Origin of the sequence: Pseudomonas eucalypticola (assembly GCF_013374995.1) — a bacterium.
In the GTDB taxonomy this organism is placed as follows: Bacteria; Pseudomonadota; Gammaproteobacteria; order Pseudomonadales; family Pseudomonadaceae; genus Aquipseudomonas; species Aquipseudomonas eucalypticola.
The window spans coordinates 704,224-730,456 of sequence record NZ_CP056030.1; the positions used below are offsets into that span (position 1 = coordinate 704,224).

The following is a 26,233-nucleotide window of genomic DNA, read 5'->3' on the forward strand; positions in this document are numbered from 1 at the left end:
GAATGAGAGGCCTGCTGGCCGTGCTGGGCGGGGCGATCATCGCCCTGCTGGCGGCCTGCTCGCCGCTGAAACTGGTCGACGGCCTGACACCGTCGGACAGTTACCGGCTGACAGCGGGCATTGCCTACGGCAGCGACCCACGCCAGCAACTGGATATCTACCAGCCTTTGAAACCACTGCCGGAGCATCCGGTGGTGGTTTTTTTCTATGGGGGCACCTGGAACAGTGGCTCGCGGCAGCAATACCGGTTCGTCGGCGAAGCCCTCGCTTCACGGGGCATACTGACCGTGGTCGCCGATTACCGGCTGTACCCGCAGGTGCGCTACCCCGACTTCCTCAAGGACAATGCCGCGGCGCTGGCCTGGACCTGGCGGCACATCGCCGGGTATGGCGGCAACCTCGAACGACTGTTCGTGATGGGGCACAGCTCCGGCGCCTACAACGCCTCGATGCTGGCGCTGGACCCGCGCTGGCTGGCCGCCGAAGGCCTTAGCCCCACCATCCTGCATGGCTGGATAGGCCTGGCCGGGCCCTATGATTTCCTGCCCATCGAAAACCCGCAAGCCAAGCCCGTGTTCTTTTCCCCTCACGAGCCGCCCGACTCCCAGCCCATCCACCACCTGAGCGCCCAGGCACCACCGGCGCTGCTGATAGCCGCCAACAGCGATAACCTGGTCAACCCGCGGCGCAACACCTGGCAACTGGCGACCCGTTTGCGCGAGCAAGGCGTGCCGGTGCAAGACTTCTACTACAACCGCATCAACCACATCACGCTGGTGGGCAGCCTCGCCCGGCCGCTGCGCTGGTTGGCCCCGGTGCTGCCGGACATCGTGCAATTCGTCAGCCGCCCGTCAACCCCGTAGCAGTGGCAGCGCCCTGCGAAAGCGTCAGGTGAACCAACCGTCGCGCTGGTGCAAACGCCAGCCCACCACCCCCAGCGTCACCGCCCGCAACGCCATGAACAAGAGAAAACTCAACCACAGGCCGTGGTTGCCCAACCCTGTGGTCAGTACTGCCACCGGCAGCATCAGCGCCACGCTCAGCAGCATGGCGTTGCGCATTTCCCGCGCCCGGGTGGCGCCGATGAACAGGCCGTCGAGCAGGTAGCTGGCCACGGCTATCAGCGGTAGCACCGCCAGGTAGGGCAAGTAGGTATCCGCTGTCTCGCGCACGCTGGGAATGTCGGTCTGCATGGCAATGAACAGGTGCCCGCCGAACAGGAATACCCCCGCGAACGCCACGCTGGCCAGCAGCGACCAACCGCAGGCCACCGTCATGGACCGCCGCAGTTGGGCACGGTTGCCCGCGCCGATGGCGTGCCCGCAGAGCGCTTCCACCGCATGGGCCAAGCCGTCCAGGGCGTAGGCCGTGATCATCAGGCCATTGAGGAGCAGGGCATTGGCGGCCACCGTGGCATCGCCCAGCCGCGCCCCCTGCACGGTCACCAGGAAGAACACCAATTGCAACGCCAGGCTGCGCAGGAAGATGTCGCGGTTGACCACCAGCATGGGCTTCCAGCTATGCCAGGCTTTCAGTGCCGCCCACGCCATGTGCCCCGGGTAGGCCCGCAACGATGGCCGGGTCAGCGCCAGGCCGATGGCCACCGACAACCACTCCGCCAACACCGATGCCCACGCCGAGCCGATCACGCCCCAGCCAAGCCCAATTACCAACCACAGGTTCAGACCGATGTTGGTGAAGTTGGTGACCAGCAGGATGGCCAGTGGTGCGCGGGCGTTCTGGGTCCCCAGAAACCAGCCGACCAGGGCGTAGGTCGCCAGCGCGGCGGGCAGGCCCAGCAGGCGCACTTGGAAGAAGTCGCGGGTACTTTGCTCAAGGGCCGCCGAGGGTTGCATCAGGCCCAGGGCCAGGTGGCTGAACGGCAAGGCCAGGGCCCACAGCAACAGGGAAAACAGCAGGGCCAGGGACAACCCCTGCACCAGCACCCGGCGCAACATGGCGCCGTCGTCGCGCCCCGCCGCCTGGGCCGCAAACCCCGTGGCGCCCATGCGCAAAAAGCCCATCATCGAGGCCAGGAAACTGTAGAGGCTGGCGCCCACCGCTACGGCGCCCAGTTGGTGAGCGTGGGGCAGGTGGCCGATGACAGCGCTGTCGACCAGCGCCACCAGTGGCACGGAAATGTTGGAGAGGATCATTGGCGCGGCAAGGCCCCACACCCGGCGGTGGGTAGGGCGGTCGCGCCAATCGTTCAGCAGTGTACTCATGCGGGCTCCTTCACGGGCCCGACATGCTACCTCATTGTGCTCAGTGGATAATCCAGCTGAGCAGCCACAAGCCCAGGATCAGCCAGATCACCCCGAGGAAAATCGAGGCGCGCATGAACGCGCGTAAGGCTGAATACAGAAACATCAGGCCGATGACCAGGGCGATGATGCTGATCAGCGAGGTGTCCATGCCCAGGGTGCGCGACAGCCCCTCGACGAAATTGCCCCCCGCGTGGGCCAGCAGGTTGAACAGCCAGCTCAGGCTGTCGACCACGAAACGAATGATCGCGCCCAGCGCCTGGCCCAGCCATTCGAAAAAACCATCTGCGTGCATGTGTGCTTCCCGATCGATTACCGGCTGATGCCGGCCAGAGGCTTGGGCAGGGGCTTTGCCGCCGAGTTCCCCTGCTGCCTATATCTTAGCCAGCCTGACAGTGACCTGGGTGGCTCCGTGTGACCGGGCCCATGACGCCTATGTGCTCAATGGCCAACCAGATGGACCTTGGGTTGCGGGAAGAGGTTGTTCAGGGTTTCCAGCAAGCGCACGTGATAGATGGGCTTGCGGAACAGGTCCAGCACCTGCAGGCGCAGCATATCGCTGACGTCCTCCATGTCGGCGTGGCCCGAGGTGACGATCACCGGCAAATGCTGGCGCGAGGTGTGCTCGCGCAAGCGCTTGATCAGCGACATGCCGCTTTCCTCCGGCATGCGCAGGTCGGTGATGACCAGCGCGATGTCAGGGTGGCGGGTAAGGTGGTGCAGGGCGAGTTTCACCGAGGTGGCGGTGAAACAGCAGAAACCCTCGCCTTCCAGGAGCTCGGCGAGCTCGAGCAGGGCGTCCTCCTCGTCGTCCACGAGAAGCAGTTGTTGGCGTGGGGGTGGAGAGGGGCTCATAGGGGGTACCTGATGCCGGGTAAAGTCATGGTAGCGCGCTTTTGATGCTGTTGAATACGTTGGTGAGGCCGGCCTGGATCGGTGTGCTGAACGAGAAGATGAATACAGCAATCATAGCCGCGATGATGGCATATTCAATGCCGGATGCGCCGTCTTTGTCGCGCAGGAACTTAACGACCTTGTGCTTCATTTTGACGAGGGACATACAACACACTCCTTGCGTAGAGGACGCTAATGCTGCGGTTTTTGCGACGTGGTTCCCTTCAAATGCAGCATCGACAACAACCCGACACCCGGCAACTGTAAGAAAGCGTTAGCGCTAAAGTGATAGTCCCCAATTCGGCGCCAACAAGTCGTTGTTTTTCAGAGGCGCCATCGTTTGCGCCGAATTTGTTCCGCCAGGTAATGGCGTTTCGTCCTACCTCAACTACCTTGAAATAGCGAAATGGTTTCACCCACTTAACAACTGTACACGGCCATTGTTGGCAAGGATGACGGTTGAGGCATAGGGAGGCGCCCAGATGAGCAGTCGTTTCACCATGATCCTGGCAGGCCTCTTTCTAGTGGGTGCACTGATCGCAGGGTACTGGGGCATTGTCCTCAGCCGACCTGCGCCGCCCGTGCCCGTGCCTGAGGCTGCTGCGCCCACCAGCGCAGCGCAGGCACAAACCGAGGCGCCCACACCCCCCGACCTGCTTCAGCCCGTGGTGGTGCTGGCCCATGACGTGGCGGCCAACGTACCGCTGGTGGCCACGGATTTGACGGTGGAAAAGGTGCGCATTGCTCCGCCGGGCAGCCTCGCCGCCGTGGACAAGGCAGTGGGCCGCAGTACATGGCGCCCGCTGGCGGGGGGTACCTGGCTCAGTGACGATTCGTTCAGCCCTGGCGGCCCGCTGGCGCGCATGATCCGCCCGGACGAGCGTGCCCTTGCGGTGGCGGTTGACGAGGTGATCAGCGCCGCCGGTCAATTGACCCCCGGCGATTATGTGGATGTGATGCTGTACTTGCGTCAGGACCAGAGCAACCCGCTGGCCTCCGCCCAGGTGGTGGTACCAGCGGTACGGGTGCTCAGCGTCGGCGACCAGTTGGGCCCGGCCAATAATGGCCAGCCTGCAGCGCCTGACGCCGTGCCTGATGACAAGAACCGCCGGGCCGCGCGCACCGTGGTGCTGGCTGTGCCTCAGGCGCTGGTCAGCCGGTTGATGCTCGGGGCGCAGGCCGGAACCCTGCGCCTGGCTGTGCGCAGTGCCGATGAACAGCGCCTGGCCCATTACTGGGCCGGCGACCAGGCCGCAAGCGAGGCCGTGGAAAGCACCAACCGCCAGTTGCTGCAGTTCAGCCAACTGGCGATGACCAACGCAACGCCAGCGCCTGTTGGGCCAGCCCCGGCGCGGCGCAAGATGGAAGTGATTCGTGGAGCCGTGGTAGACAAACAGGCCAACGCGCAAACGCCCTGAATTACAGCAAGGATGCCTTCAATGAGCTGTCGTACCGTGCCAGTTTTCCAGCGAGTGATTTACAGCGTGCTGCTGGCGGGATGTTGTGTGCCCGCGGTTCAGGCTGCCGTGGCCGGTTGCGGGCAATTGCCTGCGCTGCCCGGCGTATTCGAGGTGGAGCAGGGCGGCCAGACCGAGGTGCATAGCCCGGTAGCCATTACCCGGGTGGCGGTGGGCGAACCGAAGATCGCTGACGTACGCGAAGCGGGCGACAACGGCGTGCTGCTGACCGGCGTGGCCCCAGGCACCACCAGCCTGATGCTCTGGACCGGGTGTTCCACGGCGCCACGCCAAGCCATGGTCTTCGTCCGTGGGGCGGCCACCGCTGGCATGGACCCGCGCAACGGGCCGCCTTCGGTCGACCCCGGTTTGCCCAGCCAGGTGCAGACCGATATCCGCTTCGTCGAGATCAGCCGCACCAAACTCAAGGAGGCCAGTACGTCGATCTTCGGCAAGGGCTCCAACTTTCTGTTTGGCTCACCCAGTACCGTCAGCGGCACGGTGGCGCCGGGTGCCATCGGCGACGTGGCCGGGGCCGCGACGCTGGCCAGTGGCACGTTCAACATCGCCTTCGGCGGCGGCAAGGTGCTGGGGGTAATCAACGCGCTTGAGAGCAGCGGCTTCGCCTATACCCTGGCGCGGCCCACCCTGGTGGCGCTGACGGGCCAGAGCGCCAGCTTCCTGGCGGGGGGTGAGGTGCCGATCCCGGTGCCCAGTGCGGGCAGCAACAACATCTCCATCGAGTACAAGGAATTCGGCATTCGCCTGACGCTGACTCCCACGGTGGTGAGCGGCGACCGCATTTCCCTGAAGGTCGCCCCCGAAGTCAGTGAGCTGGATTACAGCGGCGGCATCACCATCGCCGGTACCACGGTGCCGGCGCTTAATGTGCGGCGTACCGATACCAGCGTGTCGCTAGCCGACGGCGAGAGTTTCGTGATCAGCGGCCTGATCAGCAACAAGACGGTGTCGGCGGTGGACAAGTTCCCCGGGTTGGGTGACATCCCGATCCTGGGGGCGTTCTTCCGCAATTCGGCCCTCACCCGCGAAGAAAAAGAGCTGCTGATGGTGGTCACGCCGCACCTGGTCAGGCCCCTGGCGGCCGATGCGAAGCTGCCGAGTTTGCCCGGGGAGAAAATGCGCAATTACGACCCCAACTTCTACCGCATGTATTTCCTCGAAAACGGTAACTACGACCGAATGAGCGGGTTGTCCCAATGAGCTCAGAGCCTGAGCCAGACCTTCCTCGCCATCACCCGCAACGACGGTGACCTGGAGTGGTTGCAAGGCGCCCTGGCGCCGCTGGGCCAGGTGGTCGGTGCCGCCGGCGACAGCTTGGACGAACTGCTGGCTCTGGTGGACGTGACCTTTGCCAGCCTGGTGTTCATCGGCCTGGACCGCGACCAGGTAGGCAACCAGTGCGCGCTGATCGAAGGCGCCCTGGAAGCCAAGCCAATGCTGGCCGTGGTGGCGCTGGGCGACGGCATGGACAACCAGTTGGTGCTCAACGCCATGCGCGCCGGGGCCCGCGACTTTGTTGCCTATGGCTCGCGCTCCAGCGAGGTAGCGGGCCTGGTCAGGCGGCTGAGCAAGCGCCTGCCGCCCGTGGCCACCAACCCCAACCTGGGCGCGCTCACGGTACTGTACGGCGCCCAGTGCGACGGCGATGGCGCCTTGCTGTCGGCGCACTTGGGCCTGGTGGTGCACCGCAGCAAACAGCACACCTTGCTGCTGGACCTGGGGCTGCCGCACGGCGCCAGCCTGGGCATGCTCAACCTGGAGGCGACCTTTCATTTTGGCGATGCGCTGCGCAACTTGCGCCGCCTGGACGGCACCATGATCGACAGTGCCTTCCCGCGTTCACCCTCAGGCATGAGCATCCTGGCCTACAGCGAAAAGGACGAAGCGCTGGAAACCACCAGCGCCGCCGAGCTGTACATGCTGCTCAGCGCCCTGCGCCAGCACTTCCAGCACATCATCGTGAACCTCATGGGCCAGCCTGACAGCGAGGCGCTGCGCACCTTCGTCAGCCATTGCGACAAGCTGCTCTGGTACACCGACCAGAGCGTGGTGGAATGCCGCCGCAACCTGGCGGTGCTCAACCTGTGGCGCGAGAAAGGCATGAAGCTGCAGCACGCGCGCCTGCTGGTGGACCGCTACCTGCGCTCGGTGGTGCCCGATTCCGATGCATTGGGCAAGAGTTACGGGCTACCGGTGCTGTCAGTGCTGCCTTTCAGCCCGGAAATACGCATGAACGCCAAGAACCAGGGCGCCAGCCTGTTCGAACTGGCCCCACGGGAAACCCTGACCAACGGCCTCAAGGCCCTGGGCGAACGCCTGGCCAAGCGCTCTGAAAGCGTCAAGCCGCAAAGTTCGGGCTGGTTCAACCGGTTGTGGAGCAAGGAATGAGCGAAAAACTGTTCGGCGGCGGCCGTACCCAGGGTGGTAGTGGCGGCGACCCTCAGGGCCTGAAGCTGGTACTGCACCGCTTTATCATCGATGCCATCGAGGAATCCGGCAAGAACCTGCTGGAAGGCTCGCGGCCAGTATTGGCCCAGTTCGTCGTGGACAAGGTCGGTGACTATATCGCCCGTCGCCACCTGGCAGTGTCACGCTATGAGATGGAGCGCCTGGCTGAGGAACTGGTGGATGAACTGACCGGTTTCGGCCCGCTGGAGGTGCTTCTGCGCGACCCCACCGTGACCGAGATCCTGGTCAACGGCCCGCACCGGGTGTTCGTCGAGCGCCAAGGGGTGTTGCACCACACCGACCTGCGTTTCATCGACTCGCACCATGTGGAACGGGTGATGCAGCGTATCCTTGCGCCGCTGGGCCGGCGCCTGGACGAGTCATCGCCCATGGTCGACGCGCGTCTGCCTGACGGCAGCCGGGTCAATGCCATTATCCCGCCCATTGCCCTGGACGGCCCGTGCCTGTCGATCCGAAAGTTTCGCAAGGACATGCTCAAGAGCGCTGACCTGATGGCCACCCAGACCATCGACCAAGCCATCTACGATTTCATTCAGGAGGCCGTGGGCAAGCGCTGCAACATTCTGGTCAGTGGCGGTACCGGCACCGGCAAGACCACCCTCCTGAACATTCTCAGCCAGTTGATCAACCCCCATGAGCGGCTGGTCACCATCGAAGACGTGGCCGAGCTGCAACTGGATCACCCCCATGTGGTTCGCCTGGAGACCCGGCCGCCGAACGCGGAAGGGCACGGCGAAGTCAAGTCTTCGGACCTGATCCGCAACGCCCTGCGGATGCGCCCCGACCGCATCATCCTGGGCGAGATACGCGGCGTGGAAGTGGTGGATGTGCTGACGGCCATGAACACTGGCCACGACGGCTCCATGAGCACCGTCCATGCCAACAACGCACAGGATGCCCTGCTGCGCCTGGAAACGCTGGTAGGGCTGACCGGGCGCGCCGTGGCCGAGAAGACGCTGCGGCAGATGATCGTCGCGGCACTGGATGTGGTGATTCAACTGACGCGGCGACCCGATGGCCGCCGTTGCGTCAGCGAAGTGGTCGAGGTGGTGGGTGTGCGTGACGACGTCTACGTTACCAATACCCTGTTCCGCCTGGACCGCCAGACGGGGTACGGCTTTGTGCGCGAGGCCATCAACCCGGCCGGCGACAAGCTGCGCCGCGACTCCTTCAGCCACGTGCACTGAGGGGCACACCCATGCTCGGACCGATCGTGCTGGGGCTACTGAGCATGGGGCTGCTGGGCCTGTCGGCGCGGTTGTTCTTCCTGGGCATGCGCCGAAGCGGTGACAAGCGGGTGCTGGAGCGCCTGGGCCAAGGGCAGGTGGCCGCGGCCAGCGATCGGCCGCTGATGCGCTGGCTGGAACGTATGTTCCTGCGTGCCGGGCTGGGCCGGCCCCATGACCGAATCTGGTTGTTCATCGCCATCTGGGGCGGCCTGACGCTTGTCGGCCTGCTCGCCGGGCAATGGTTCGGCATGCTGCTGATGTTGCTGACGCCACCGCTGATATTGCGCGGCTACGTCAGCTGGCGCTACCGCCGCAGGGTGCAGCGAATGATCGAGCAGTTGCCCTCATTGCTTGATTACACGGTGCGCAGCCTGAAGTCCGGGCGGACCTTGGCCGATGCCGTGCTGGGCGCGATGGAGGCCAGCTACGACCCGTTGCGCGAGGCGCTGGCGCGGGTGGAGCGTAATGTGCGCCTGGGGGTCAGCCTGGACCAGGCGGTGGAAGACTTCGCCGAACTGTACGAACGCGACGAGTTTCGCCTGTTTGCGCTGGGGTTGCGCATCAATCAGCGCTTTGGCGGGAACGCGAGCGAGCTGCTGGAAAACCTCATCAAGCTGATACGCGAGCGCGAGCAGGGGGCGCGGCAATTGTCGGCCATGACCGGGGAAACCCGCCTGACCGCGTACGTGCTGGCCAGCTTGCCGGCGGCGGTGGCCGCTTACTTCCTGGCCACCAACCCGACCTACCTGTCCAAGGTCTGGCAGGACCCCAGTGGGCAGCACATGCTGATTGCCGCCATCGCGCTGCAGGTCTGCGGCTGCGTGGCGCTGTGGCGCATGCTGAGGAGTATCTGAGATGCCTTTGCTGCTCAGTGCGGTGCTGTTGTTGGCCGTGGTCGTATTGCTGGTCAACCAGTTGCTGGAGCATCGGCGTCGCCAGCGCCTGGTCAACCGACGGCTGCGTGGCGAAGCCGACGAGGTCAAGAGCACCCGTGGCTGGCTGCAGCGCCTGGGCGATAGTTCGCTCGGCCAACGGGCCATCAGCCTGGACAGTGAAACGCAGTTGCTGCTTGATCGGATTGGCTGGCGCAGGGCCGGTCAACGCTCGCAGTTTGCCGCCTGGCAAGTGGGCACGCCCCTGGTGATGTTCGTGCTGGTGTGGGCCGTGCAGACGCTATTTTTTCTGCCGGTGAACCATGAAGTCGTGGCGCCACTGCTCGGCCTGGGTGTGGGCTACATAGCGCCCAAGCGGGTGCTGGCCTGGGCGGCGGAACGACGCAAGCAGCAGATCAGCCGTGAGGTGTCTACCTTCATTCCGTTGCTGCGCATTCTGTTCGAATCCGGCCTTGCGGTGGAGCAGGCACTGCGGGTGCTGACCACTGAATCACAGACCCTGCTGCCGGCACTCAGCGCAGAGCTGAAACTGGTCCTTAACCGTGTGGATTCCGGCCTGGAACTGGGCGAGCAGTTGGACCATGCCGCCCATGCCGTGGCGGTCGATGAGTTCACCGACACCTGCGTCATCCTCCGCCAACTGATCAACCAGGGCGGCGGGGCGATGAAGTCCCTGCTGTCGCTCAAGCAACTGCTGGACGACCGCCGCCTGACCAACCTGCAGGAATACATTTCCAAACTCTCGGGCAAGATGTCGGTGGTGATGATGGTGTTCCTGTTTCCTGCCTTGCTCATTGTATTGGCCGGGCCCGGCATGCTGGCTATTTCCCGCGCCTTTGCCCACTGACCCCCTTGGAGCTTCACGGATGAAAGCACTGCTGTTGGCAACCTTGCTGTTGGCCCTGACCGGTTGCGCCGCCGATGGCCGTATCGACTGGCAGGCCCTGAACGGCAAACCGGGCGAATGCCCCAAACCGACGCCCGAACAGGAGCTGTCGCTGAACCTGGCCGATGACATGGCCAACGAAGGCCGCCTGCACGCCAGCCTGGCCAACCTGGAGGGGCTGCCGGGCAACCTGCTCCAGGTGCGCTTGCGCAAGGCCCGAGTGCTGCGCCAGTTAGGGCGCAGCGACGCTGAACCGCTTTACCGCGGCCTGCTGGGTACCTGCCTGGCCGCCGAAGGCGAGCATGGGCTGGGGCAACTGGCGGCGGCCCGTGGCAACAACGGCCTGGCCATGAGCCACTTGCAGCGGGCGGCGCGGCTGTCGCCCACCGATGACAAGATCCGCAACGACCTGGGTGTGGTCTACCTCAACCAACTGCGCCTGGACGACGCGCGCTTCGAGTTCCTGACGGCCATGGAACTCAAGCAGGAAGACCCTCTGGCGGCGTCCAACCTGGTCACGCTGCTGCTCTACCAGGACAACTGGAAGCAGGCTGCCGAACTGGTCAGCCGGGCCCACCTCACCCCCGATCAGGTTAACGCCGCCCAGGCACGGGCGGAAAAACTCAGGAGCGGCGTCAAGGTCGTGGCGACCCTCGATGCCCCGGCCAAATAAGCAGGAGGGAGTATGCGCATCAACCTTGGGTTACTGGTACTGACGCTGGCCTGGGTCCCGGCCTGGGCTATTCAACCCGGGCCGTCCTCGGCACCACAACAAGGTACCGAACAATGGCTGCAACTGCAGAGCAGCGGCCAGGTCGCCTCGCGCAACCCACAGGCGACCACGGCCATTGAGCATGAGGCGGCGATGCGCCGGTGGCTGGAAAGCTACACGCTGAAAATCCCGCAATGGTACAGGGACGAGGACTCGGGCAAGATCGGCAAGTAGCCGTCAGTGGTTGCCCGCGCGGCGTCGGTCGGAAGGCTGCGCGGGCCCCAGCGCCAACGCCAGTTGCGTGCGATTGTGCATGTGGGTCAGGCGCAGTACCTGGCTGACGTAAAGTTTGACGGTGTTTTCCGTGATGCCCAACTCGCAGGCGATCTGGTAGTTGGTCTGGCCTTTGCCGACCAACTGCGCCACGGCCAACTGGCGCGGGGACAAGCGGTCGAAGGCGGCTGGCACTGCGGCGCGCTCGGGGAAGCCGCTGGCGGGTGCCGGCCGCCGTGCCCGGTCGAGGTCGTGATATAGCTCATCGATGGACTCGGCCAGGTATTGCAATTTCTCGTTGAGGTGCCCCAGCTCCCGGTAGTGGGCTTGCTGCTCGACAAGGTTGCGCTCATGGCGGTGCAGGCCTTCGAGCAGCTCGGCCAGGTCCATGGGTTTCTGGTAGTAGTCCACGAAGCCTTCGCGCAGGGCCTTGATCACGTCCTGCTTGTCGGCACGGCCGGTCATCATGATCGGCTCGAACGGGCGTTGTCGGCCGCCCCGGCGCTTGAGCTCACGGACCAGTTCGATGCCGTCCATCTGTGGCATGTGCAAATCGCACAGCACCAGGCCAATGCCGGCATGCTGGTCGAAACACTCCAGCGCCTGCCAACTGGTGAGCGCCGGCACACATTCGTAGCCGTGGCCTTGAAGGAATTCGCAGAGTTCTTCGACGGTGGCCGGCTGGTCGTCAACCACCAGCACCTTCACGGATGAGACAAGCATGTTCACGCGCAACTCCCTGTTGGCAACCGGCTGAAGGTTGTGTCCCTGGCGGGCGCTGATGGCCGCGCGCCTGTATCTGAAAGTAGCCTACTTTCCGACTATGTACATAGAGGGAGTGACGGCCCCGATCAGTGGATCCAGACTAATGAAGCCAGAAAGCCGACCAGCAGGAAGGGCACGAACGGCGGTTTGGTGGCCGGATCCGGCTCAAGGTTGTGCAGGCGTTTGCGCAGCTTGACGCTCAGGCGTTTCCACAGCCTGGGCCCCAGCCACGCCCAGGCGATCATGACCACCCCGGCGCCGATGAACGTCGCCAGCACGTGGGCGCGGTCACTGGCCAGGGCCAGGGCCCACAACAGCTTCACGTCACCGGCGCCCAGGCGCCCGGTCATGTAGCCGGGCAGCGTCAGCACCATGGCCACGGCCAACGCCAGGCCGGCTTCCTCGACAGTGCCGCCCAGCCAGCTATGGCCGCTGAGGAACAGAAAGATCAGCGCAAACAGGGCTCCGCCCAAAGTCAACCCGTTGGCAATCTGCCGCTGGCGGATGTCCTGTTCGGCGCAGAGGGTGAACCAGATCAGGAGTACTAGGCTTGGCATCCGGTAAAAAACGTCCCTTTTCGTCGAATGATTCTATGCTCTAACACAGGCGTAATGTCAGGGTAGACGCGATCATGCAAGCAGGCCTCCCCCATAAGCAAAAAGGTGCAGCGGCGATCGAATTCGCCATCGTGTTCATGATCTTCTTCGCCGCTTTCTACGCGGTGGTGGCCTACAGCTTGCCGTTGCTGATGATGCAGAGCTTCAACCAAGCCAGCGCCGAAGCCATCCGCCAGACCGTGGCTATCGACCCGGCCACGGCAGGTACCGGTTACACCGCGCAAGTGAAGTCCACCGCGGTCACTGCAGTGACCACTGTGGTGAACAAGTGGCTGCCTACAGCCCTCAACTTTTCTTCCAGCAACGTCAACGTCACCTACGCTGGCGCTGGCAACCTGCTGACGGTGACCATCAGCTACCCCAGCAGCAACCTCAACTCCATCATGCCCTTCCTGACCTTGCCTGGCATCGGCCAAGTGCCTAACTTGCCCACCAACCTGACGGCGACGTCGAGCATGATGCTTTGAGCGCCGGCGACAAGTTGTTCGGCCGCTGGCGCGCCCAACCCGCGGTGGCGTTGCCGGTGCCCCTGGAGGTCGCGGCGCAAGTCACCAGCGGCTTGCAGGTGCTGCTCGACGGCCAGGGCCAGGTACTGCGCCTGAGCGGCCCGTTGCGCCACCAACTGGCAACCCCGGCGGACCGGCGTCTGGCCAGTTACCTGCAGCCCGATAGCCGCCTGGTGATCGAAGGCGAGCCGGCTGACTGGCAGGGCCAGACCCTGGATCTGCAATTCAAAGGTACCCAGGGCACCGTGCATACCCGCGGTTGGGTGCAGCATCAGGCCGATGGTTGGGTGTTGCAGGTGTTCGATGTGGGCGACCTGTTGGCCGAACGCGGCCAGCAACAGGACCGCGGGCAGTCCCAGCGCCTGCTGGCGGAGGTAAGCGAGCGCCTGCGCCTCTGCAGCCTGGAACGCCTGGACGAAGTCATCGCCGAGCAAATGCACAGCGTGGCCACCTACCTGCGGTTGCCCAGCGCTGCCCTGCTGTTGCCTGACCATGAGCGCGCGCAATGGCGGCTGCATGCCGATTGGCTGCGCCCGGGCGAACTGACCCTGTGGCCGGCCGAGGCGCGGCTCAGCCGTAGCCTGCGCGGGCTGGACAGCCACACGGTGTTGGAGACCGAACTGCTGGCACCTGCCCATGCCTGCCTGATGCCCTACCGCGAGAACCACGGCGTCGCGGCCTGGTTGTTATGTGCCCTGCCATCGGATGGCCTGTCGCCGCTGATTCGCGAGCAAGGCCCGAAGCTGTTCGCGGCGTTGGCCGGTCCGGTGCTGGCACGCCTGGCCGAGCGCGACCACCGTCACGAACTTGAGCGCTTGGAAACCTTGCAAGGCCTGATGGGCACCGGTTGGTGGGAGTTCTTCCCGGAGCGTGACGCCCTGCAACTGGCACCTGGCCTCGCCGAGGCCCTGGAGGCGCCACAGCAACTGGCGCTACAGGACTGGCTGGCGCTCATCCACCCCGCCGACCGCAGCGAATTGCAAAGCCGCCTGCGCGATGTGCAACGCGGCCATGAGTTGATGCTCAGCGTGCGCCTGCACAACGTCGAGCCTCCGGCCTGGTTCCGTATTCAGGGGCGGGTACTGGAGGGCGACCGCATTCGTCGGGTGGTGGGCATGATGCTCGACATCAGTGACATCAAGAACCAGCAACAGCAGGCCGCCGCCGCCCACAAACGCCTGGACAACGTGATCGCCAGTTCGCCCGCGGTGATCTATGTGCAGCGCTATGCCGAGGGTGCCTTGCAGCCGTCGTTCTTCAGCGACAGCCTGCGGCCGCTGTTGGGCTGGACCCTGGAAGACTGCCAGGAAGGCGAGCTGGCCCAGTGGGTACACCCCGACGACCGCGACGGTTATTTCCAGCGCACCCGCCAGTTGCTGCGCGAAGGCGCGGTGCGCAGCCGCTACCGCATGCGTGATCGCCAGGGCAATTACCATTGGCTGCTGGACGAAGCCCGCCTGTTGCGCGATGACCTGGGCATGCCGGTGGAAGCCGTGGGCCTGTGGCTGGACATCACCGAAGCGACCGTGGCGTCCGAGCGGGTGCGCCAGAGCGAAGAGCGCTACCGCATTCTGGTGGAAGACTCGCCGGCCATGATCTGCCGCTACCGCCCGGACCTGACCCTGACTTTCGGCAACCAGCCGCTGGCGCGCTACCTGGAGTGCAGCACCGAGCAACTGCCCGGCATCAACCTGGGCAATTGGCTGTCCAGCGAGCAGCGCGAAGCTTTCCTCCAGCGGTTGGCAGGCCTGACGCCGCAGGCGCCGGTCAGCTCGGCCGAGATCAGCCTGCAACTGCCGGGCCGCGAGCATGCCTGGTGGGTGTGGTCGGACCGTGGTGTGTTCGACGAGCGCGGCCAGTTGATCGAGGTGCAGGCCGTGGGCCGCGACAACACCGAAGTACGGCGTACCCAGCAGCAACTGACCCAGAGCGCGAAAATGGCCACCCTCGGCGAGATGGCCACGGGCCTGGCCCACGAGATCAACCAGCCGCTCAACGTGATGCGCATGGCCATCGTCAACGTGCTCAAGCGCTTGAGCAATGGCGACGTGCAGATCGACTACCTGCAAGACAAGCTCAACCGCATCGATGCCCAGGTACAGCGGGCTGCCCGGGTGGTGGACCACATGCGGGTGTTCGGCCGACGCTCGGAAATCGAGATGCAGTTGTTCAACCCGAAACAGGCGGTGGAAGGCACCTTGTCGTTGCTCAGCGAGGGCATGAAGGGCAAGGGCGTGCAGCTGCGAGTACCGGAGATCGCCCTGGAAGTCGAAGTGCGCGGGCACGTGGACCAGTTGGAGCAGGTGCTGATCAACCTGATGGTCAATGCCCGAGATGCGCTGTTGTCCAAGCGTGAAGGCAACCGCGACTTCGAGCCCTGGATCGAGACCACCGCCGAGGCGGACGACGAGCGCGTACGCTTGTACGTGCAGGACAACGGCGGGGGTATCCCACCGCGGTTGCTGGAGAAAATCTTCGAGCCGTTTTTCACCACCAAGCCGGTGGGGGTGGGCACCGGGCTGGGGTTGTCGGTGAGCTATGGCATCATTGAAAACATGGGGGGGCGGTTGAGTGTCAGCAACACCGAGGAGGGGGCGCGGTTTTGTATCGAACTGCCCATCGCCAGGGCTGATTAAGGCGTCCTCAGCTCAAAGCACCAGCTGCGCCCTGCCGCTTTGACACGTCAGGTTCGCCCCCACGGTGACGTTGGCCAGATCGATTCCCAGCAACGTCAACAGGCTGTTGAGCAACGGGTCAACCAGCGAGCTGAGCAAAGAAACGATCGGCGCCAGCACCAACCCGACCACCGTGTTCACCAGCCCGCTGACCAGTGAGGTCAGGGCACTGAGCAGGTTGGGCGTGGTCGCTGCGTAGGAAATCAGGCTGATCCCGTTCAAAGTGCTGTTGAGGCTATTGACCACGTTGGTGGATGAAAAGGTGTAGTTCTGCGAGGCAAGCCCAACGTTCGGCGGGTTGCTGTAGATGTGGGTTTGAGAGCTGCCCGCCACGCTGCTGCTGACCGCCAGCCCCAGGCCTCCACCGCCATATGCCGTGCGGGTACCGCAATTGAGCCCCAGTGCGCCGCATTGGGTGGTACCCACATCGAGCACGTTGAAGGGCGAGCTGGCGGTGGGGGTGGCGGACGAGAAAAAGCTACTTGAATTGATATTGCCGATCACCACCGTGGCGGCCGAGGTGTTGGCTGAGACGGTCAGGCTTTTCTGCGAAGCGGCGCAGTTATAGCCCGTTACCCAACTGCTCGCACCACCTGCATCGATGCCCACCCCCAGGTTTGCCCCGTCGGGCAGCAGTTTGACGTCGGTCAGTGTACAACCCAGCAGGCACAGCACTGGTTTGAGCAGTGTATTCAATGCCGACCCGAGCCCGTTGACCGTGTTGGTCAACGCGCTCACGGCGCTCAACTGCACCGACAACAGGATGCGCACTTGCGCCGTGCGCACATAAATGCGCCCAGTGCTGGTCGCATCCTTGGCGTACTGCGGATTACCCACGGCGGAAAACTGCGGTGGCTCGATGATGCGGATCTGCGTACTCAACCCGGCCAGCCCCGGCACGCTCAGGTTGGTGCCAAGGTTGATGGCGTTGCTGCCCCCTGCGGCCTCGATGATGCTCTGCACCAGGGTCAGCAGTTGCAACGTGCCGTTCAACCCTGCCGTGGCAGACCCCGTGGTGGTCTGCAGCAGCGAGCCTAATTGCAGGGTGGTGGCATTGCCCAGCGCCGAAATCTGCCCCAGGGCAGTAGTCACGTCCACCCCGGCGCCGCTTTGCGAGGCCAGGGTGGCCGCTGCCTGCACCAGGGTGGTCACGCTCAGGTTGGTATTGAGCAGCGTGTCATAGTCGCCCACAGTGAGCCCGGCAGTGATTGCCGCCTGGTTCAGGTAACTGAGCAGGTTGACGTCAGTATTGAGTAGCCCGTTGTACTGGGCCACGCTGAGGTTCAGGCTGCCGCCCAGCAACCCACCCAGCAGGCTGTTGAGCAGGGCCGATTGTGAACTGTCGACAGTGGCCAGGGCGCTGCGGATGTTCAGTTGTGCCAGCGGGGTGCCGACATAGCCGGCGGTGGCGGTGGCACGCAGCGTCGTGGTGCTGCTGAAGGTGCCACCGGAGAACAGTGACCACAGGGCATTGGCGAAACTGCTGCTCACGCTCTCGCTGGCCACTACTTGAATGGCCTGGGTGGCGTTGGCGTTGGCGGTGAAGGCGCGCAGGTTGTTGCTGCCCGTGGCCAGAGTGCCGCAGGTGACCGTCAAGGTGTTCCCATTGCCTGCCACATAACCGTTGCGCGCTGCGCTGGCCGTGGCTTGGGTGAGGGCGCTGACCCCGGTGCCACTGCACACGGCGTTCAGGTTGGAGGCTTCCAGTGCCGCGGTGTCGACCACGCGTTGCAATTGGCGCTTGTTCAGGTAAAGCCGCCCACTGTCGATCACCAGCAGCATGAACAGCAGCGCCATGCCCAGCGTGATGGCTGCGAACAGGCCAATAGCCCCTTGCTGGCGAGCGGGAAAAGCAAAGCGCGGGGCCATCTAGCACTCCTTGCCACACTGTCACATCCAGTCAATAGCATTGAGCGTAGCAGTTCGAAGCGGCGACGCCCCGCGCTATTTAGGTGGGTAGTTGGCCAGCACCTTGGTCACGGTTTTCTGGATCGCGGCGCTACGCTCGGCAGGGCTGGGCGGGTAGTTGTTCATGATCTGTTCCGAGCTGCCGCGCCATACCAGCTTGCCATCGTGGCCATCGAGCAGGTCTACCTGAATGGTCGCGACCTTGTAGTCCACGCTGCGGGTCTCGTTGTACATCGGCCCACCCCAGTAGCCGCCCCAGTAGCCCCCCCAACCGCCACCATAGTTGGTGGTGATCTGTTGCTGCCTGTTTTCCACGATCAGGTAGGTTTGCACGCTCAGGTCACCCCGGGCCCCGGCCGGGGCGGGGCGCAGGCCGCGCTGGTCCAGCTCGCTGGCCACGGCCGCGCGGATGCGCTGCTCGGTCAGGTCGCTCTTGATGCGCGGGTCATCGGGGCGGTACTGCAGCGCTGGGTCTTTCCAGCTCCAGCTGCGGTAAGCGGCGAAATCGCGGCTGGCGTCGAAGTCGCGGTTCACCTGGTTGCTTTCACAGGCGCTGAGCAGCAGCGCGACCACGGACAGTAGTGCAAGGCGGCGGAACATGATGAGGTACTCCAGTTACCTAGGCTCTTTATGAAATACGTTCCAGGTCGGCCAAGCGGCGTTGAACCTTCGCTGGCGTACATTTCATACCGACCCTAGCTCGGTGGGTAGGCCGTCAGGGCCTTGTTCACGGCGCTGCGCAGTGCGTCGCCGCGTTGACTGCTGCTTCCCTGGCCGTCGGTTTCCGCGCTGGTGGTCCAGATGGGCTGGCCGGTGTTGCCATCGAACAGGGTAATCCTTACCACCATGACCTGCACTTCATAGGTGCGTACTACTGGAGGATAGCCTCCGTAAGGGCCATAGGGGCCGTAGCCATAACCCGGGCCGTAGTCCTCCTGGACCTGGCGCAGGCGTTTTTCCAGGCGCACATCGGTGCTCACCAGCAAGTCCGCCGGGCCGTTGCGGGCAGGGCGCAGGCCGCGTTGGTCGAGGCCTTCGCTCACGGCTTCGGCGATCTGGTCGGACTCGGCCACGGGGCTGCCGGGGGGCAACTGGTGGTTGAACCAGGTCCAGCTGCGGTAACTGGCGAAGTCCCGCGGCGTGGCCGGGTACGCGCTGCGGTCGAAGGTCTGCGCCGCCTGGGCCGGGGCCGGCGGCAGCGGGTTCGAGCTGGCGGTGTAAGGGTTGGGCGACTCGCAAGCCGCCAGGGCCAGGCACATCAGGCTTAAAGCTGTTCGGCGGTACATGGTGATCTCCACTGCGTCAGAGGGGACGGCAGATCCAGTGCAGGTAGCGGCCCAGGCCCGCGTAGGCCGGGTGGCGGCGGTGAGCCAGCTCCATTTCCAGCAGGTCCTCCAGCGCGGCCTTCTTCTGAAAGTCGACTGGCATGTAGTCGTGAAATACCCGTACACCGCTTCTGCTTTCGACCTGCCAGTGGCCGTCGAGTTGCGCCTGCAGTTCGCGCGGGTCCAGGGGTTTTTGCGGGGTCAGGCTTTGCTTCTCGCCGGCCAGTTCGTTACTGCGCAGTTTGCGGAAATGGCCTTTCAGCAGGTTGCGGTACACCAGCGCGTCGCGGTTGTAGAACGCCAGCGATAGCCACCCGCCGGGGGCGACCAGGCGCTGCAGTATGGGCAGGATAGTGAAGGGCTCGGCCAGCCATTCCAGCACGGCATGGCAGACCACCAGGTCGTAGGTCGCGGTCAACAGGCCCGGCAAGTCTTGCCAGGGCGCCTGGATGAACGTGGCGTCCAGGCCTGCCTCGGCAAAGCGCTGGCGTGCGCCTTCGAGCATCGGCGCGGCGGGTTCGGTCACGGTCACCTGGTGACCTTGCTGCGCCAGCCATAGCGACATGTGGCCCAGGCCGGCACCGATGTCCAGCACGCGCAGTGGCCGTTGCGGCAAAGCTTCGGTCAGGTCGGCCTGCAGCACGGCCAGGCGGATGGCGCCCTTGGCGCCACCGTAGATCTTCTCGGCGAAGCGGGTCGCCAGCTCATCGAAGTGGCGGTCGCTCATTTGGCGAACCGCCGTTCGCTGTCAGCCAGCTTGGCGCGCACCACGGCGTCCATGTCCAGCCCCAGTTCGCTGCACAAAAGCAACAGATAAAGGACGATGTCGCCCACTTCCTGGCCGGCATGTTCCAGCTGGTCAGCGGGGAGCTGGCGCGACTGGTCTTCGCTCAGCCATTGGAAAATTTCTACCAGCTCGGCCATTTCGACGCTGGCGGCCATGGCCAGGTTCTTGGGGCTGTGGAAACCACGCCAGTCATTGTTATCGCGGATGCGATGCAGGCGTTGGGTCAGTTCTTCGAGGTTCATGGGGCTCTCCTGTGCCTAAAGCTTGGGGCGCAGGGGCGCGGGGCGCAAGAGCCGCGATGATGAAAAACTGTATGAGGGCTGAAGCACAATCCAATCAGGTAAATCAGTGGGTCAGCACGGCGGCCCAGCTGGAAACCAACAACAGCACCGCCAACACCCGGTTCATGCGCTGCATCGCCTGCGGCGAACGCAACCAGCGCGCTGCGCCTGTGCCCAGCACCGCCCAGCAGCCCATGCACGGCAATGACACCAGGAAAAATGCCAGCGCCAGCCAATGCACCGCCAGCCCCTGGGCACTGAACACGCTGACTACCGCCAACGCCATCATCCAGGTCTTGGGGTTGACCAGTTGCAGCCCGGCCGCACCGCCCAGCCCCAGGCGCCGGCCTTGATCGGCCTCGATGGCATGGCCCGGCGCGGCCCAGATCTTCCACGCCAGCCAGGTCAGCCAGGCCAGGCCCGCGACGGTCATGGCCAGTTGCACACCCGGCAGGGTCATCAGGGTGCGACCCAGCCCGGTACCGACGGCCAGCACGATCAGCGCGGCGGCCGCGCAGGCACCGAAAATAACCGGCAGCACCGCGCGCAGGCCAAAACGCGCACTGTTGCTCAGTACCAGCAGGTTGGTGGGGCCGGGGGTGATGGAGGCGACGAAGGCGAACAGCATGAAGGCGAGCATGGCAGGCTCCAGAAAGGGCAGGGCAGCCATGATCGACGCTGGGCAGCATTCAGTCTGGAAGGTTTGAGCAGCGCTTGCGGTAGGCTGCCGGGGTCAGGCCGTAGGCGCGCATGAACCAGCGGCCCAGGTGGCTCTGGTCGGCGAAACCCAGGTCGGTGGCCACATCCGCCACCCGCGCGCCACCAGCCAGCAGGCGCCGGGCGCGGGCCAGGCGCAGTTGCACCAGATAGGCATGGGGCGGCAGGCCGAACGCGGCCTTGAAGGCACGGGTCAGGCGGAAGCGATCGATGTTGCAGGCCAGGGCCAGTTCGTCCATGCCCAGGTCCCGGTGGCAGTGGGCGTGCAGGTAATCGCGAGCGCGCAGGGCCACCAATGGCAGGCGTGGGTCTGCGTCCTGTCGCTTGCGCCATTGCAGGTGGCTGGTCAGCCGTTCCACCAGGCCGTCCAGGGCGCTCTGGCGCACGATGCGCAGCTCCTGACCGTGCAGCGCGCCGAAGGCAAACAAGGCGGCATGGGCCAACCGTGGGTCCTGGTTCAGCGTCTGGGCGAAGCTCAACACGTGGCTGGCAGGCGCGTCTTCGAACAGGCTGGCCATTTCCCGTTCCAGCCAGTGCGGGTCCAGGTACAGCATGCGGTAGGTGAAACCCGACTCGTCCGGCGCTTCGCCATCGTGGATCTCGCCAGGTTCCAGCAGGAAGATCTTGCCGGGCGTGCTGTCATGGCGTGTGCGGCGGCAGTTGAAGCGCTGCACGCCCTGCTCGGTGACGCCCACCAGGTAACTGTCATGCCAATGTGGGTCGTAGGCATGGCCTTGATAGAAATGGGCGCGCAGGGTTTCGATACCGGTGTCGCGGTCCTGGGCCAGGTCGATCCAATTGGAAGGGTTCATGGCCCAAGCTTAACGCGCGCGCGCCGGGGGCTGTCTAGAAGCTTTGTGCAGTCAGGCGACCGGCGACCACTGGCCCTCCATGTGCAACAGGTCGCCTTTGCCTTTGAGCTCGAACTGGCCGCTGGAACCACCGGTGCTGGCCCACAGCACCACTTCGCTGGGCAGGCGTACCGGTTTGCGAAACTCGACCTGCACCTGCAGGTTGGCCGCCGGCAGTTGTTCGCGCAGAGCTGCCAGCGCGCGAGCCTTGCTGAACATGCCGTGGGCAATGGCGGTAGGAAAGCCGAACAGTCTGGCGCTGGCGGCGCTCAGGTGAATGGGGTTGTAATCGCCGGACACCTTGGCATATTTGCGCCCGCAATCGTTGCCGGCGTACCAGCGCGCTTGCTCGATCATGGGCGCCGTGGGCGCCTGCACGTCAGTGACCGGTTCGCCATCCAGATGCACGCCTTTGCACAGCATTACACTGTCTTCTTCCCACAGGGGGCCCAACGCGTCCTCGATGCGCGTCACCAGGCTGAAGGTCGCGCCTTTCTCATGGGCTCGCAGGTTTTCCACGTGCACGCTGGCATGCACCCGGCTCAACCCACCCAGAGGCCGGAGTACCTGGATGCGGTTGCTCAGGTGTACCAGGCCCAGCAGTGGAAACGGGAAGTCGTGGTCGGTGAGCAATTGCATCTGCAGCGCGAACGCCATCACGTGGGGGTAGGTGATCGGCAGCAGGCTGCCACCGCCGAAGCCGCATACGTCGCGGTAGGCTGCCAACCGCTGGTCATCCACCGCCAGCCAGGTGCGCAGGCCGGTATCAGGCAGTTGCTTGCCGGTGACCTTACGGCGCAGGGCCGCACGGGTGTACAAGCCCGAGAGCGGGGCGACGCGGTCCAGGTCATGCCATTGAAGGGTCATCGTCAGGCTCCCACCACGCTTTGTCCGCACACGCGCAGCACCTGGCCGTTGACCGCGCCGCTGCCGGGTTGGGCCAGCCACGCCACCGCCTCGGCAACGTCCTGGGGCAATCCACCCTGGCCCAGCGCATTCATCCGCCGCCCCGCTTCGCGCAGGGCAAAAGGCATCTGGGCGGTCATGCGGGTTTCGATGAAGCCGGGGGCGACGGCGTTGATGCTGGCGCCGCGCTCGGCCAGTTTCGGCCCGAACGCCTGGGCCAAGCCGATCAGGCCGGCCTTGCTGGCGGCATAATTGGTTTGCCCGCGGTTACCGGCGATACCGCTGGTAGAGGACAGCACCACCACCCGGCCGTGGTCACGCAGGGTGCCGCTGTCGAACAGCGCCTGGGTAAGACGGTGCGGTGCGTTGAGGTTGACCGCCAATACCGAGTCCCAGTATTCCGGGGTCATGTTGACCAGGGTCTTGTCGCGGGTGATGCCGGCGTTGTGCACCATCACGTCGATGCCGTCCGGCAGGGCTTCGATCAATTGCTGCGCGGCATCGGTGGCGCAGATGTCCAGGTCGATGGTGCGGCCACCCAGCCGCGCCGCCAGGGCATCGAGGTCCGCCTTGGCCTGGGGCACGTCCAGCAGGAACACCTCGGCGCCATCACGGGCCAGGGCTTCAGCGATGGCGGCGCCTATACCGCGGGCGGCGCCGGTGACCAGGGCTTTCTTGCCGGCCAGGGGCCGGGTCCAGTCGTTGACCTGCACGGTACAAGGCCCCAGGCGCACCACCTGGCCGTCCACATAGGCGCTTTTGGGTGACAGGAAGAAACGCAGGGCGCCTTCCAGTTCGGCCTCCACACCTTGTTCCAGTTGCAGCAATTGCAGGACACCGCCGCCGCGCAATTCCTTGGCCAGCGAACGGCTGAACCCTTCAACCGCCTTCTGCGCGATGTGCGCGTCGGGCGCCAGGCCGTCGGGCACGCGGCCCAGAATCAGCAGGTGCGCGCTGGTATCGAGGCTTTTGATCAGCGGCTGGAAAAATTCACGCAGTTGCTTGAGCTGTTCGGTGTCGCCGATATGGCTGGCGTCGTAGACCACGGCCTTGATCTTCGGCCCCAGGCCAGGTGTCCAGGCACTCAGCGGCGAGCCTTCGGTGGCGAAGGCAAAAGCGCTGTCGGTCAGGCGCGGGGCCAGTTCGGCCACCTTCAGGGCCAGCGGCCCGCCGCCCACCAGCAACGCACCCTCCACCGGGCGCAGGCGTCCGGCCTGCCAGCGTTCCAGCCGGGCCGGGGTTGGCAGGCCCACGGCGCCCGCCAGGCGACGGCCGATGTCGGAATTGGCGAAGTCGATATAACGGTCGGACATGGAACGCTCTCCGGCAGATTGAGTTCAAAGTGTGGACCACGTTTGCGCCTCAGTCGTTCGCTTGGCGATTTTACGCCTAGGCTGTAAGCGCCCCTTCGTTCAGCCGCACAGGGAGTTTCACATGAATGCAGTGCGTCGGGTCGCCATTATCGGCGGCAACCGTATCCCCTTTTCCCGCGCCAATGGCCCGTATGCCCGCGCCAGTAACCAGGCCATGCTCACGGCCGCCCTGGAAGGTTTGATCGAACGCTTCGGTTTGCATGGCGTGCGCATGGGTGAGGTGGCGGCCGGGGCGGTGCTGAAATTGTCCCGTGACTTCAACCTGACCCGCGAATGCGTGCTGGGCTCGCGGCTTTCGCCGCAGACACCGGCCTATGACGTCAGCCAAGCCTGCGGCACCGGGCTGGAGGCCGCGCTGCTGGTGGCCAACAAGATCGCCCTGGGGCAAATCGAGTGCGGTATTGCCGGTGGCGTGGACACCGCCTCCGATGCGCCCATCGCCGTCAGCGAGGGCATGCGTCAGATTCTGCTGCAGGCCAACCGGGCGAAAAGCACTGGCGACAAGGTCAAGGCCCTGCTGCAATTGCGCCCGCACCACTTCAAGCCGGAATTGCCGCGCAACGGCGAGCCGCGTACGGGGCTGTCCATGGGCGAGCATTGCGAGCTGATGGCGCAAGCCTGGCACATCAGCCGGGAAGACCAGGACCTGCTGGCCCTGCACAGCCATCAGAACATGGCCCGTGCCTATACCGATGGTTGGCACGATGACCTGGTAACGCCTTTCCTGGGGCTCACCCGTGATAACAACCTGCGCCCCGACCTGACCCTGGAAAAGCTCGCCAGCCTCAAACCGGTATTCGAACGCAGCGCCAAAGGCACCCTGACAGCCGGCAACTCCACGCCGCTGACCGATGGCGCTTCGGTGGTGCTGTTGGCCAGCGAAGAATGGGCCCAGGCCCGCGGCCTGCCGGTATTGGCCTACCTGCGCGATGGCGAGGCGGCGGCGGTAGACTTCGTCAAGGGTGACGAAGGCCTGCTGATGGCCCCGGCCTACGCGGTACCGCGCCTGCTGGCACGCAACGGCCTCACCTTGCAGGACTTCGATTACTACGAGATTCACGAAGCGTTCGCGGCCCAGGTGCTGTGCACGTTGAAGGCCTGGGAAGACCCGGACTACTGCCGCACCCGCCTGGGCCTGGACGCGCCGCTAGGCGCTATCGACCGCAGCAAGTTGAACGTCAAAGGCAGTTCATTGGCGGCCGGCCATCCCTTTGCCGCCACTGGCGGGCGCATCCTGGCCAACCTGGCCAAGTTGCTGGCCCAGACGGGTAGCGGCCGTGGGCTGATTTCCATCTGCGCCGCCGGTGGCCAGGGCGTGACCGCGATTATCGAGCGCTGACGGTTTCCTGCGCTTCGATCTCGGCCAGGGTCTGGGTCTTCTTGCGGTGCGAATAGCTTTCGGCGATCACCGAACAGACGATCAACTGCAGCGGATGGTAGATCATGATCGGCAGCAGGATCAGGCCCAGGCCCGGGTTGGCGCCGAAAATCAGCGCTGCCATGGGCGCCCCGGCCGCCAGGGATTTCTTGGTGGCGCAGAACACCGCTGCCACTTCGTCGGCGTGGTTGAAATGCAGGGCCTTGGCGGTGCGGGTGGTCAGCACCAGGATCACCGCCAGCAGGATCGCCGTGCCGACGAAAGCCGTGACAAGCACACTGTCACCCTGCTGCTGCCACATGCCCGATACCATCGAGTTGCAGAACGCCGCGTACACCAGCAGCAGGATCACCACTTTGTCGATCACGTTGGTGTAGCGCTTGTAGCGGGCGAAGAACTTGCCCAGCAGCGGGCGCAGCAGTTGGCCCAGCACCAGGGGCAGCAACAGCATGGCGCACAGGTCGAGCAGGGTCTTGCCCAGGTCGATGCCGCCGCTGCCGGTGCCTACCACCAGGCTCACCAGCCAAGGGGTGATGAAAATGCCTAGCACGCTGGACAGGCTGGCGTTCAGGATCGCCGCCGGCACATTGCCGAAGGCGCTGCCCGTGAGGGCGACCGACGAGGAAATGGTCGACGGCAGGGCGCACAGGTAGAAGAACCCCAGCATCAGCGTCGGTGACACGAAATGGCCGAACAGCTTGTCGCAAGCCAGCCAGATCAGCGGAAACACTACGAAGGTAAACACCTGCACCATCACGTGCAGGCGGGTGTTTTTCAGCCCGTGACGGATCTGCTCGCCCGACAGGTTGATGCCGTGCATGAAGAACACCACGAACACCCCGGCATTGATCACCACTTCGGCGTGCATGGAGCCGCCGCTGGCGCCGAAGCCGGGGAAGAAGTAGGCCAGCAGGGTCGCCAGGAACATGCCCAGCAGGAACCAGTCGGTGACCACGCGTTTAAGGTGTTTGAGAGCTTGCATAACAAGAGCCTGCGAACGGATTTGTAATCATTGGTCACAGAGATTACCGTGGGCAATCTTCTGC

The 26,233-nt window shown here is 64.5% G+C and carries 28 protein-coding genes; 12 read left to right on the forward strand and 16 right to left on the reverse strand.

All coding sequences use genetic code 11. From position 1 onward, the window contains the following. Positions 1-2: 2 nt before the first annotated feature. Positions 3-863, forward strand: a complete 861-nt coding sequence (locus HWQ56_RS03230; RefSeq protein ID WP_176569765.1) for an alpha/beta hydrolase — start codon at positions 3-5, stop codon at positions 861-863. A 24-nt stretch (positions 864-887) separates the two neighbouring features. On the opposite strand, the gene HWQ56_RS03235 is transcribed toward HWQ56_RS03230, so the two are convergent. The 4 genes from HWQ56_RS03235 to HWQ56_RS03250 all read right to left on the reverse strand — a co-directional run bounded on the left by HWQ56_RS03235 (position 888) and on the right by HWQ56_RS03250 (position 3,324). Then, positions 888-2,225 carry an MATE family efflux transporter gene (locus HWQ56_RS03235; RefSeq protein ID WP_176569766.1) on the reverse strand — a complete coding sequence of 446 codons (1,338 nt, stop codon included), beginning with the start codon at positions 2,223-2,225 and terminating at the stop codon, positions 888-890. Between the two features lie 40 nt (positions 2,226-2,265). Continuing rightward, positions 2,266-2,559, reverse strand: coding sequence for a hypothetical protein (locus tag HWQ56_RS03240; protein ID WP_158154158.1), 294 nt, complete (start codon positions 2,557-2,559; stop codon positions 2,266-2,268). A gap of 146 nt (positions 2,560-2,705) precedes the next feature. Then, positions 2,706-3,119: a response regulator gene (locus HWQ56_RS03245; protein ID WP_176569767.1), complete on the reverse strand. Its 414-nt coding sequence runs from the start codon at positions 3,117-3,119 to the stop codon at positions 2,706-2,708. A gap of 25 nt (positions 3,120-3,144) precedes the next feature. Next, positions 3,145-3,324, reverse strand: coding sequence for a Flp family type IVb pilin (locus tag HWQ56_RS03250; RefSeq protein WP_176569768.1), 180 nt, complete (start codon positions 3,322-3,324; stop codon positions 3,145-3,147). Between the two features lie 316 nt (positions 3,325-3,640). Here HWQ56_RS03250 and cpaB point away from each other — a divergent pair, with 316 nt between their 5' ends. The 8 genes from cpaB to HWQ56_RS03290 are packed head-to-tail and all read left to right on the forward strand — an operon-like array spanning position 3,641 to position 11,059. Further along, on the forward strand, positions 3,641-4,576 hold the full coding sequence (gene cpaB, locus HWQ56_RS03255; RefSeq protein ID WP_176569769.1) for a Flp pilus assembly protein CpaB: 936 nt from the start codon (positions 3,641-3,643) through the stop codon (positions 4,574-4,576). 21 nt (positions 4,577-4,597) lie between these two features. Beyond that, positions 4,598-5,836, forward strand: coding sequence for a type II and III secretion system protein family protein (locus HWQ56_RS03260; RefSeq protein WP_176569770.1), 1,239 nt, complete (start codon positions 4,598-4,600; stop codon positions 5,834-5,836). Between the two features lie 9 nt (positions 5,837-5,845). Beyond that, positions 5,846-7,024, forward strand: coding sequence for a CpaE/TadZ family protein (locus HWQ56_RS03265; protein WP_176572327.1), 1,179 nt, complete (start codon positions 5,846-5,848; stop codon positions 7,022-7,024). Further along, a complete protein-coding gene (locus HWQ56_RS03270) occupies positions 7,021-8,292 on the forward strand; it encodes a TadA family conjugal transfer-associated ATPase (RefSeq protein WP_176569771.1) in 1,272 nt (423 codons plus the stop codon). Before HWQ56_RS03265 ends, HWQ56_RS03270 begins: the two co-directional genes overlap by 4 nt. A gap of 11 nt (positions 8,293-8,303) precedes the next feature. Then, positions 8,304-9,188: a type II secretion system F family protein gene (locus HWQ56_RS03275; protein ID WP_176569772.1), complete on the forward strand. Its 885-nt coding sequence runs from the start codon at positions 8,304-8,306 to the stop codon at positions 9,186-9,188. 1 nt (position 9,189) lies between these two features. After that, a complete protein-coding gene (locus tag HWQ56_RS03280; protein WP_176569773.1) occupies positions 9,190-10,074 on the forward strand; it encodes a type II secretion system F family protein in 885 nt (294 codons plus the stop codon). A gap of 19 nt (positions 10,075-10,093) precedes the next feature. After that, positions 10,094-10,786, forward strand: a complete 693-nt coding sequence (locus tag HWQ56_RS03285) for a tetratricopeptide repeat protein (protein WP_176569774.1) — start codon at positions 10,094-10,096, stop codon at positions 10,784-10,786. A gap of 12 nt (positions 10,787-10,798) precedes the next feature. Further along, positions 10,799-11,059, forward strand: coding sequence for a DUF3613 domain-containing protein (locus HWQ56_RS03290; protein WP_176569775.1), 261 nt, complete (start codon positions 10,799-10,801; stop codon positions 11,057-11,059). 3 nt (positions 11,060-11,062) lie between these two features. On the opposite strand, the gene HWQ56_RS03295 is transcribed toward HWQ56_RS03290, so the two are convergent. Continuing rightward, positions 11,063-11,827: a response regulator transcription factor gene (locus HWQ56_RS03295; protein WP_176569776.1), complete on the reverse strand. Its 765-nt coding sequence runs from the start codon at positions 11,825-11,827 to the stop codon at positions 11,063-11,065. Positions 11,828-11,949: 122 nt separating this feature from the next. After that, on the reverse strand, positions 11,950-12,420 hold the full coding sequence (locus HWQ56_RS03300) for a prepilin peptidase (RefSeq protein ID WP_158158436.1): 471 nt from the start codon (positions 12,418-12,420) through the stop codon (positions 11,950-11,952). Between the two features lie 74 nt (positions 12,421-12,494). Between HWQ56_RS03300 and HWQ56_RS03305 the strand changes: the two genes are divergently transcribed. Beyond that, the gene (locus HWQ56_RS03305; RefSeq protein ID WP_176569777.1) at positions 12,495-12,947 is read left to right on the forward strand and encodes a TadE/TadG family type IV pilus assembly protein; all 453 of its coding nucleotides are present in this window, start codon (positions 12,495-12,497) and stop codon (positions 12,945-12,947) included. After that, entirely contained in the window at positions 12,944-15,622 is a 2,679-nt protein-coding gene (locus HWQ56_RS03310) for a PAS domain-containing sensor histidine kinase (RefSeq protein WP_176569778.1), read from the forward strand. The genes HWQ56_RS03305 and HWQ56_RS03310 overlap by 4 nt, the downstream gene beginning before the upstream one ends. 12 nt (positions 15,623-15,634) lie before the next feature. Here HWQ56_RS03310 and HWQ56_RS03315 read toward each other — a convergent pair whose 3' ends face one another. From HWQ56_RS03315 to HWQ56_RS03355, 9 genes are all read right to left on the reverse strand, one after another. Further along, positions 15,635-17,530 carry a TadG family pilus assembly protein gene (locus tag HWQ56_RS03315; protein WP_158158433.1) on the reverse strand — a complete coding sequence of 632 codons (1,896 nt, stop codon included), beginning with the start codon at positions 17,528-17,530 and terminating at the stop codon, positions 15,635-15,637. Positions 17,531-17,605: 75 nt separating this feature from the next. Beyond that, positions 17,606-18,169 carry a DUF4136 domain-containing protein gene (locus HWQ56_RS03320; protein ID WP_176569779.1) on the reverse strand — a complete coding sequence of 188 codons (564 nt, stop codon included), beginning with the start codon at positions 18,167-18,169 and terminating at the stop codon, positions 17,606-17,608. Between the two features lie 95 nt (positions 18,170-18,264). Then, positions 18,265-18,855: a DUF4136 domain-containing protein gene (locus HWQ56_RS03325; protein ID WP_158155024.1), complete on the reverse strand. Its 591-nt coding sequence runs from the start codon at positions 18,853-18,855 to the stop codon at positions 18,265-18,267. Positions 18,856-18,871: 16 nt separating this feature from the next. Then, the gene (locus tag HWQ56_RS03330; RefSeq protein WP_158155022.1) at positions 18,872-19,621 is read right to left on the reverse strand and encodes a methyltransferase domain-containing protein; all 750 of its coding nucleotides are present in this window, start codon (positions 19,619-19,621) and stop codon (positions 18,872-18,874) included. Beyond that, positions 19,618-19,923, reverse strand: coding sequence for a MazG-like family protein (locus HWQ56_RS03335; RefSeq protein WP_158155021.1), 306 nt, complete (start codon positions 19,921-19,923; stop codon positions 19,618-19,620). Before HWQ56_RS03335 ends, HWQ56_RS03330 begins: the two co-directional genes overlap by 4 nt. Positions 19,924-20,026: 103 nt before the next feature. Further along, entirely contained in the window at positions 20,027-20,632 is a 606-nt protein-coding gene (locus HWQ56_RS03340; protein ID WP_233270868.1) for a LysE family translocator, read from the reverse strand. Between the two features lie 19 nt (positions 20,633-20,651). Next, on the reverse strand, positions 20,652-21,491 hold the full coding sequence (locus tag HWQ56_RS03345) for an AraC family transcriptional regulator (RefSeq protein ID WP_176569780.1): 840 nt from the start codon (positions 21,489-21,491) through the stop codon (positions 20,652-20,654). A 51-nt stretch (positions 21,492-21,542) separates the two neighbouring features. After that, positions 21,543-22,397 carry a MaoC family dehydratase gene (locus tag HWQ56_RS03350; protein ID WP_158155017.1) on the reverse strand — a complete coding sequence of 285 codons (855 nt, stop codon included), beginning with the start codon at positions 22,395-22,397 and terminating at the stop codon, positions 21,543-21,545. A gap of 2 nt (positions 22,398-22,399) precedes the next feature. Beyond that, positions 22,400-23,749 carry a 3-oxoacyl-ACP reductase gene (locus HWQ56_RS03355; RefSeq protein ID WP_176569781.1) on the reverse strand — a complete coding sequence of 450 codons (1,350 nt, stop codon included), beginning with the start codon at positions 23,747-23,749 and terminating at the stop codon, positions 22,400-22,402. Positions 23,750-23,870: 121 nt separating this feature from the next. Here HWQ56_RS03355 and HWQ56_RS03360 point away from each other — a divergent pair, with 121 nt between their 5' ends. After that, positions 23,871-25,148, forward strand: coding sequence for an acetyl-CoA C-acetyltransferase (locus HWQ56_RS03360; RefSeq protein WP_176569782.1), 1,278 nt, complete (start codon positions 23,871-23,873; stop codon positions 25,146-25,148). Here HWQ56_RS03360 and HWQ56_RS03365 read toward each other — a convergent pair. Then, entirely contained in the window at positions 25,135-26,169 is a 1,035-nt protein-coding gene (locus tag HWQ56_RS03365) for a bile acid:sodium symporter family protein (RefSeq protein ID WP_158155012.1), read from the reverse strand. The genes HWQ56_RS03360 and HWQ56_RS03365 overlap by 14 nt on opposite strands. Positions 26,170-26,233 lie beyond the last annotated feature (64 nt).

Excerpts from the sequence above, each read along its gene's own strand:
- HWQ56_RS03300 (WP_158158436.1), bottom strand. The coding sequence starts at position 12,420 with ATGCCAAGCCTAGTACTCCTGATCTGGTTCACCCTCTGCGCCGAACAG.
- HWQ56_RS03230 (WP_176569765.1), top strand. The coding sequence starts at position 3 with ATGAGAGGCCTGCTGGCCGTGCTGGGCGGGGCGATCATCGCCCTGCTG.
- HWQ56_RS03280 (WP_176569773.1), top strand. The coding sequence starts at position 9,190 with ATGCCTTTGCTGCTCAGTGCGGTGCTGTTGTTGGCCGTGGTCGTATTG.
- HWQ56_RS03305 (WP_176569777.1), top strand. The coding sequence starts at position 12,495 with ATGCAAGCAGGCCTCCCCCATAAGCAAAAAGGTGCAGCGGCGATCGAA.
- HWQ56_RS03270 (WP_176569771.1), top strand. The coding sequence starts at position 7,021 with ATGAGCGAAAAACTGTTCGGCGGCGGCCGTACCCAGGGTGGTAGTGGC.
- HWQ56_RS03285 (WP_176569774.1), top strand. The coding sequence starts at position 10,094 with ATGAAAGCACTGCTGTTGGCAACCTTGCTGTTGGCCCTGACCGGTTGC.
- HWQ56_RS03350 (WP_158155017.1), bottom strand. The coding sequence starts at position 22,397 with ATGACCCTTCAATGGCATGACCTGGACCGCGTCGCCCCGCTCTCGGGC.
- HWQ56_RS03360 (WP_176569782.1), top strand. The coding sequence starts at position 23,871 with ATGAATGCAGTGCGTCGGGTCGCCATTATCGGCGGCAACCGTATCCCC.
- HWQ56_RS03250 (WP_176569768.1), bottom strand. The coding sequence starts at position 3,324 with ATGTCCCTCGTCAAAATGAAGCACAAGGTCGTTAAGTTCCTGCGCGAC.
- HWQ56_RS03275 (WP_176569772.1), top strand. The coding sequence starts at position 8,304 with ATGCTCGGACCGATCGTGCTGGGGCTACTGAGCATGGGGCTGCTGGGC.
- HWQ56_RS03355 (WP_176569781.1), bottom strand. The coding sequence starts at position 23,749 with ATGTCCGACCGTTATATCGACTTCGCCAATTCCGACATCGGCCGTCGC.
- HWQ56_RS03260 (WP_176569770.1), top strand. The coding sequence starts at position 4,598 with ATGAGCTGTCGTACCGTGCCAGTTTTCCAGCGAGTGATTTACAGCGTG.
- HWQ56_RS03345 (WP_176569780.1), bottom strand. The coding sequence starts at position 21,491 with ATGAACCCTTCCAATTGGATCGACCTGGCCCAGGACCGCGACACCGGT.
- HWQ56_RS03365 (WP_158155012.1), bottom strand. The coding sequence starts at position 26,169 with ATGCAAGCTCTCAAACACCTTAAACGCGTGGTCACCGACTGGTTCCTG.
- HWQ56_RS03240 (WP_158154158.1), bottom strand. The coding sequence starts at position 2,559 with ATGCACGCAGATGGTTTTTTCGAATGGCTGGGCCAGGCGCTGGGCGCG.
- HWQ56_RS03330 (WP_158155022.1), bottom strand. The coding sequence starts at position 19,621 with ATGAGCGACCGCCACTTCGATGAGCTGGCGACCCGCTTCGCCGAGAAG.
- HWQ56_RS03235 (WP_176569766.1), bottom strand. The coding sequence starts at position 2,225 with ATGAGTACACTGCTGAACGATTGGCGCGACCGCCCTACCCACCGCCGG.
- HWQ56_RS03315 (WP_158158433.1), bottom strand. The coding sequence starts at position 17,530 with ATGGCCCCGCGCTTTGCTTTTCCCGCTCGCCAGCAAGGGGCTATTGGC.
- HWQ56_RS03340 (WP_233270868.1), bottom strand. The coding sequence starts at position 20,632 with ATGGCTGCCCTGCCCTTTCTGGAGCCTGCCATGCTCGCCTTCATGCTG.
- cpaB (WP_176569769.1), top strand. The coding sequence starts at position 3,641 with ATGAGCAGTCGTTTCACCATGATCCTGGCAGGCCTCTTTCTAGTGGGT.
- HWQ56_RS03325 (WP_158155024.1), bottom strand. The coding sequence starts at position 18,855 with ATGTACCGCCGAACAGCTTTAAGCCTGATGTGCCTGGCCCTGGCGGCT.
- HWQ56_RS03320 (WP_176569779.1), bottom strand. The coding sequence starts at position 18,169 with ATGTTCCGCCGCCTTGCACTACTGTCCGTGGTCGCGCTGCTGCTCAGC.
- HWQ56_RS03245 (WP_176569767.1), bottom strand. The coding sequence starts at position 3,119 with ATGAGCCCCTCTCCACCCCCACGCCAACAACTGCTTCTCGTGGACGAC.
- HWQ56_RS03335 (WP_158155021.1), bottom strand. The coding sequence starts at position 19,923 with ATGAACCTCGAAGAACTGACCCAACGCCTGCATCGCATCCGCGATAAC.
- HWQ56_RS03290 (WP_176569775.1), top strand. The coding sequence starts at position 10,799 with ATGCGCATCAACCTTGGGTTACTGGTACTGACGCTGGCCTGGGTCCCG.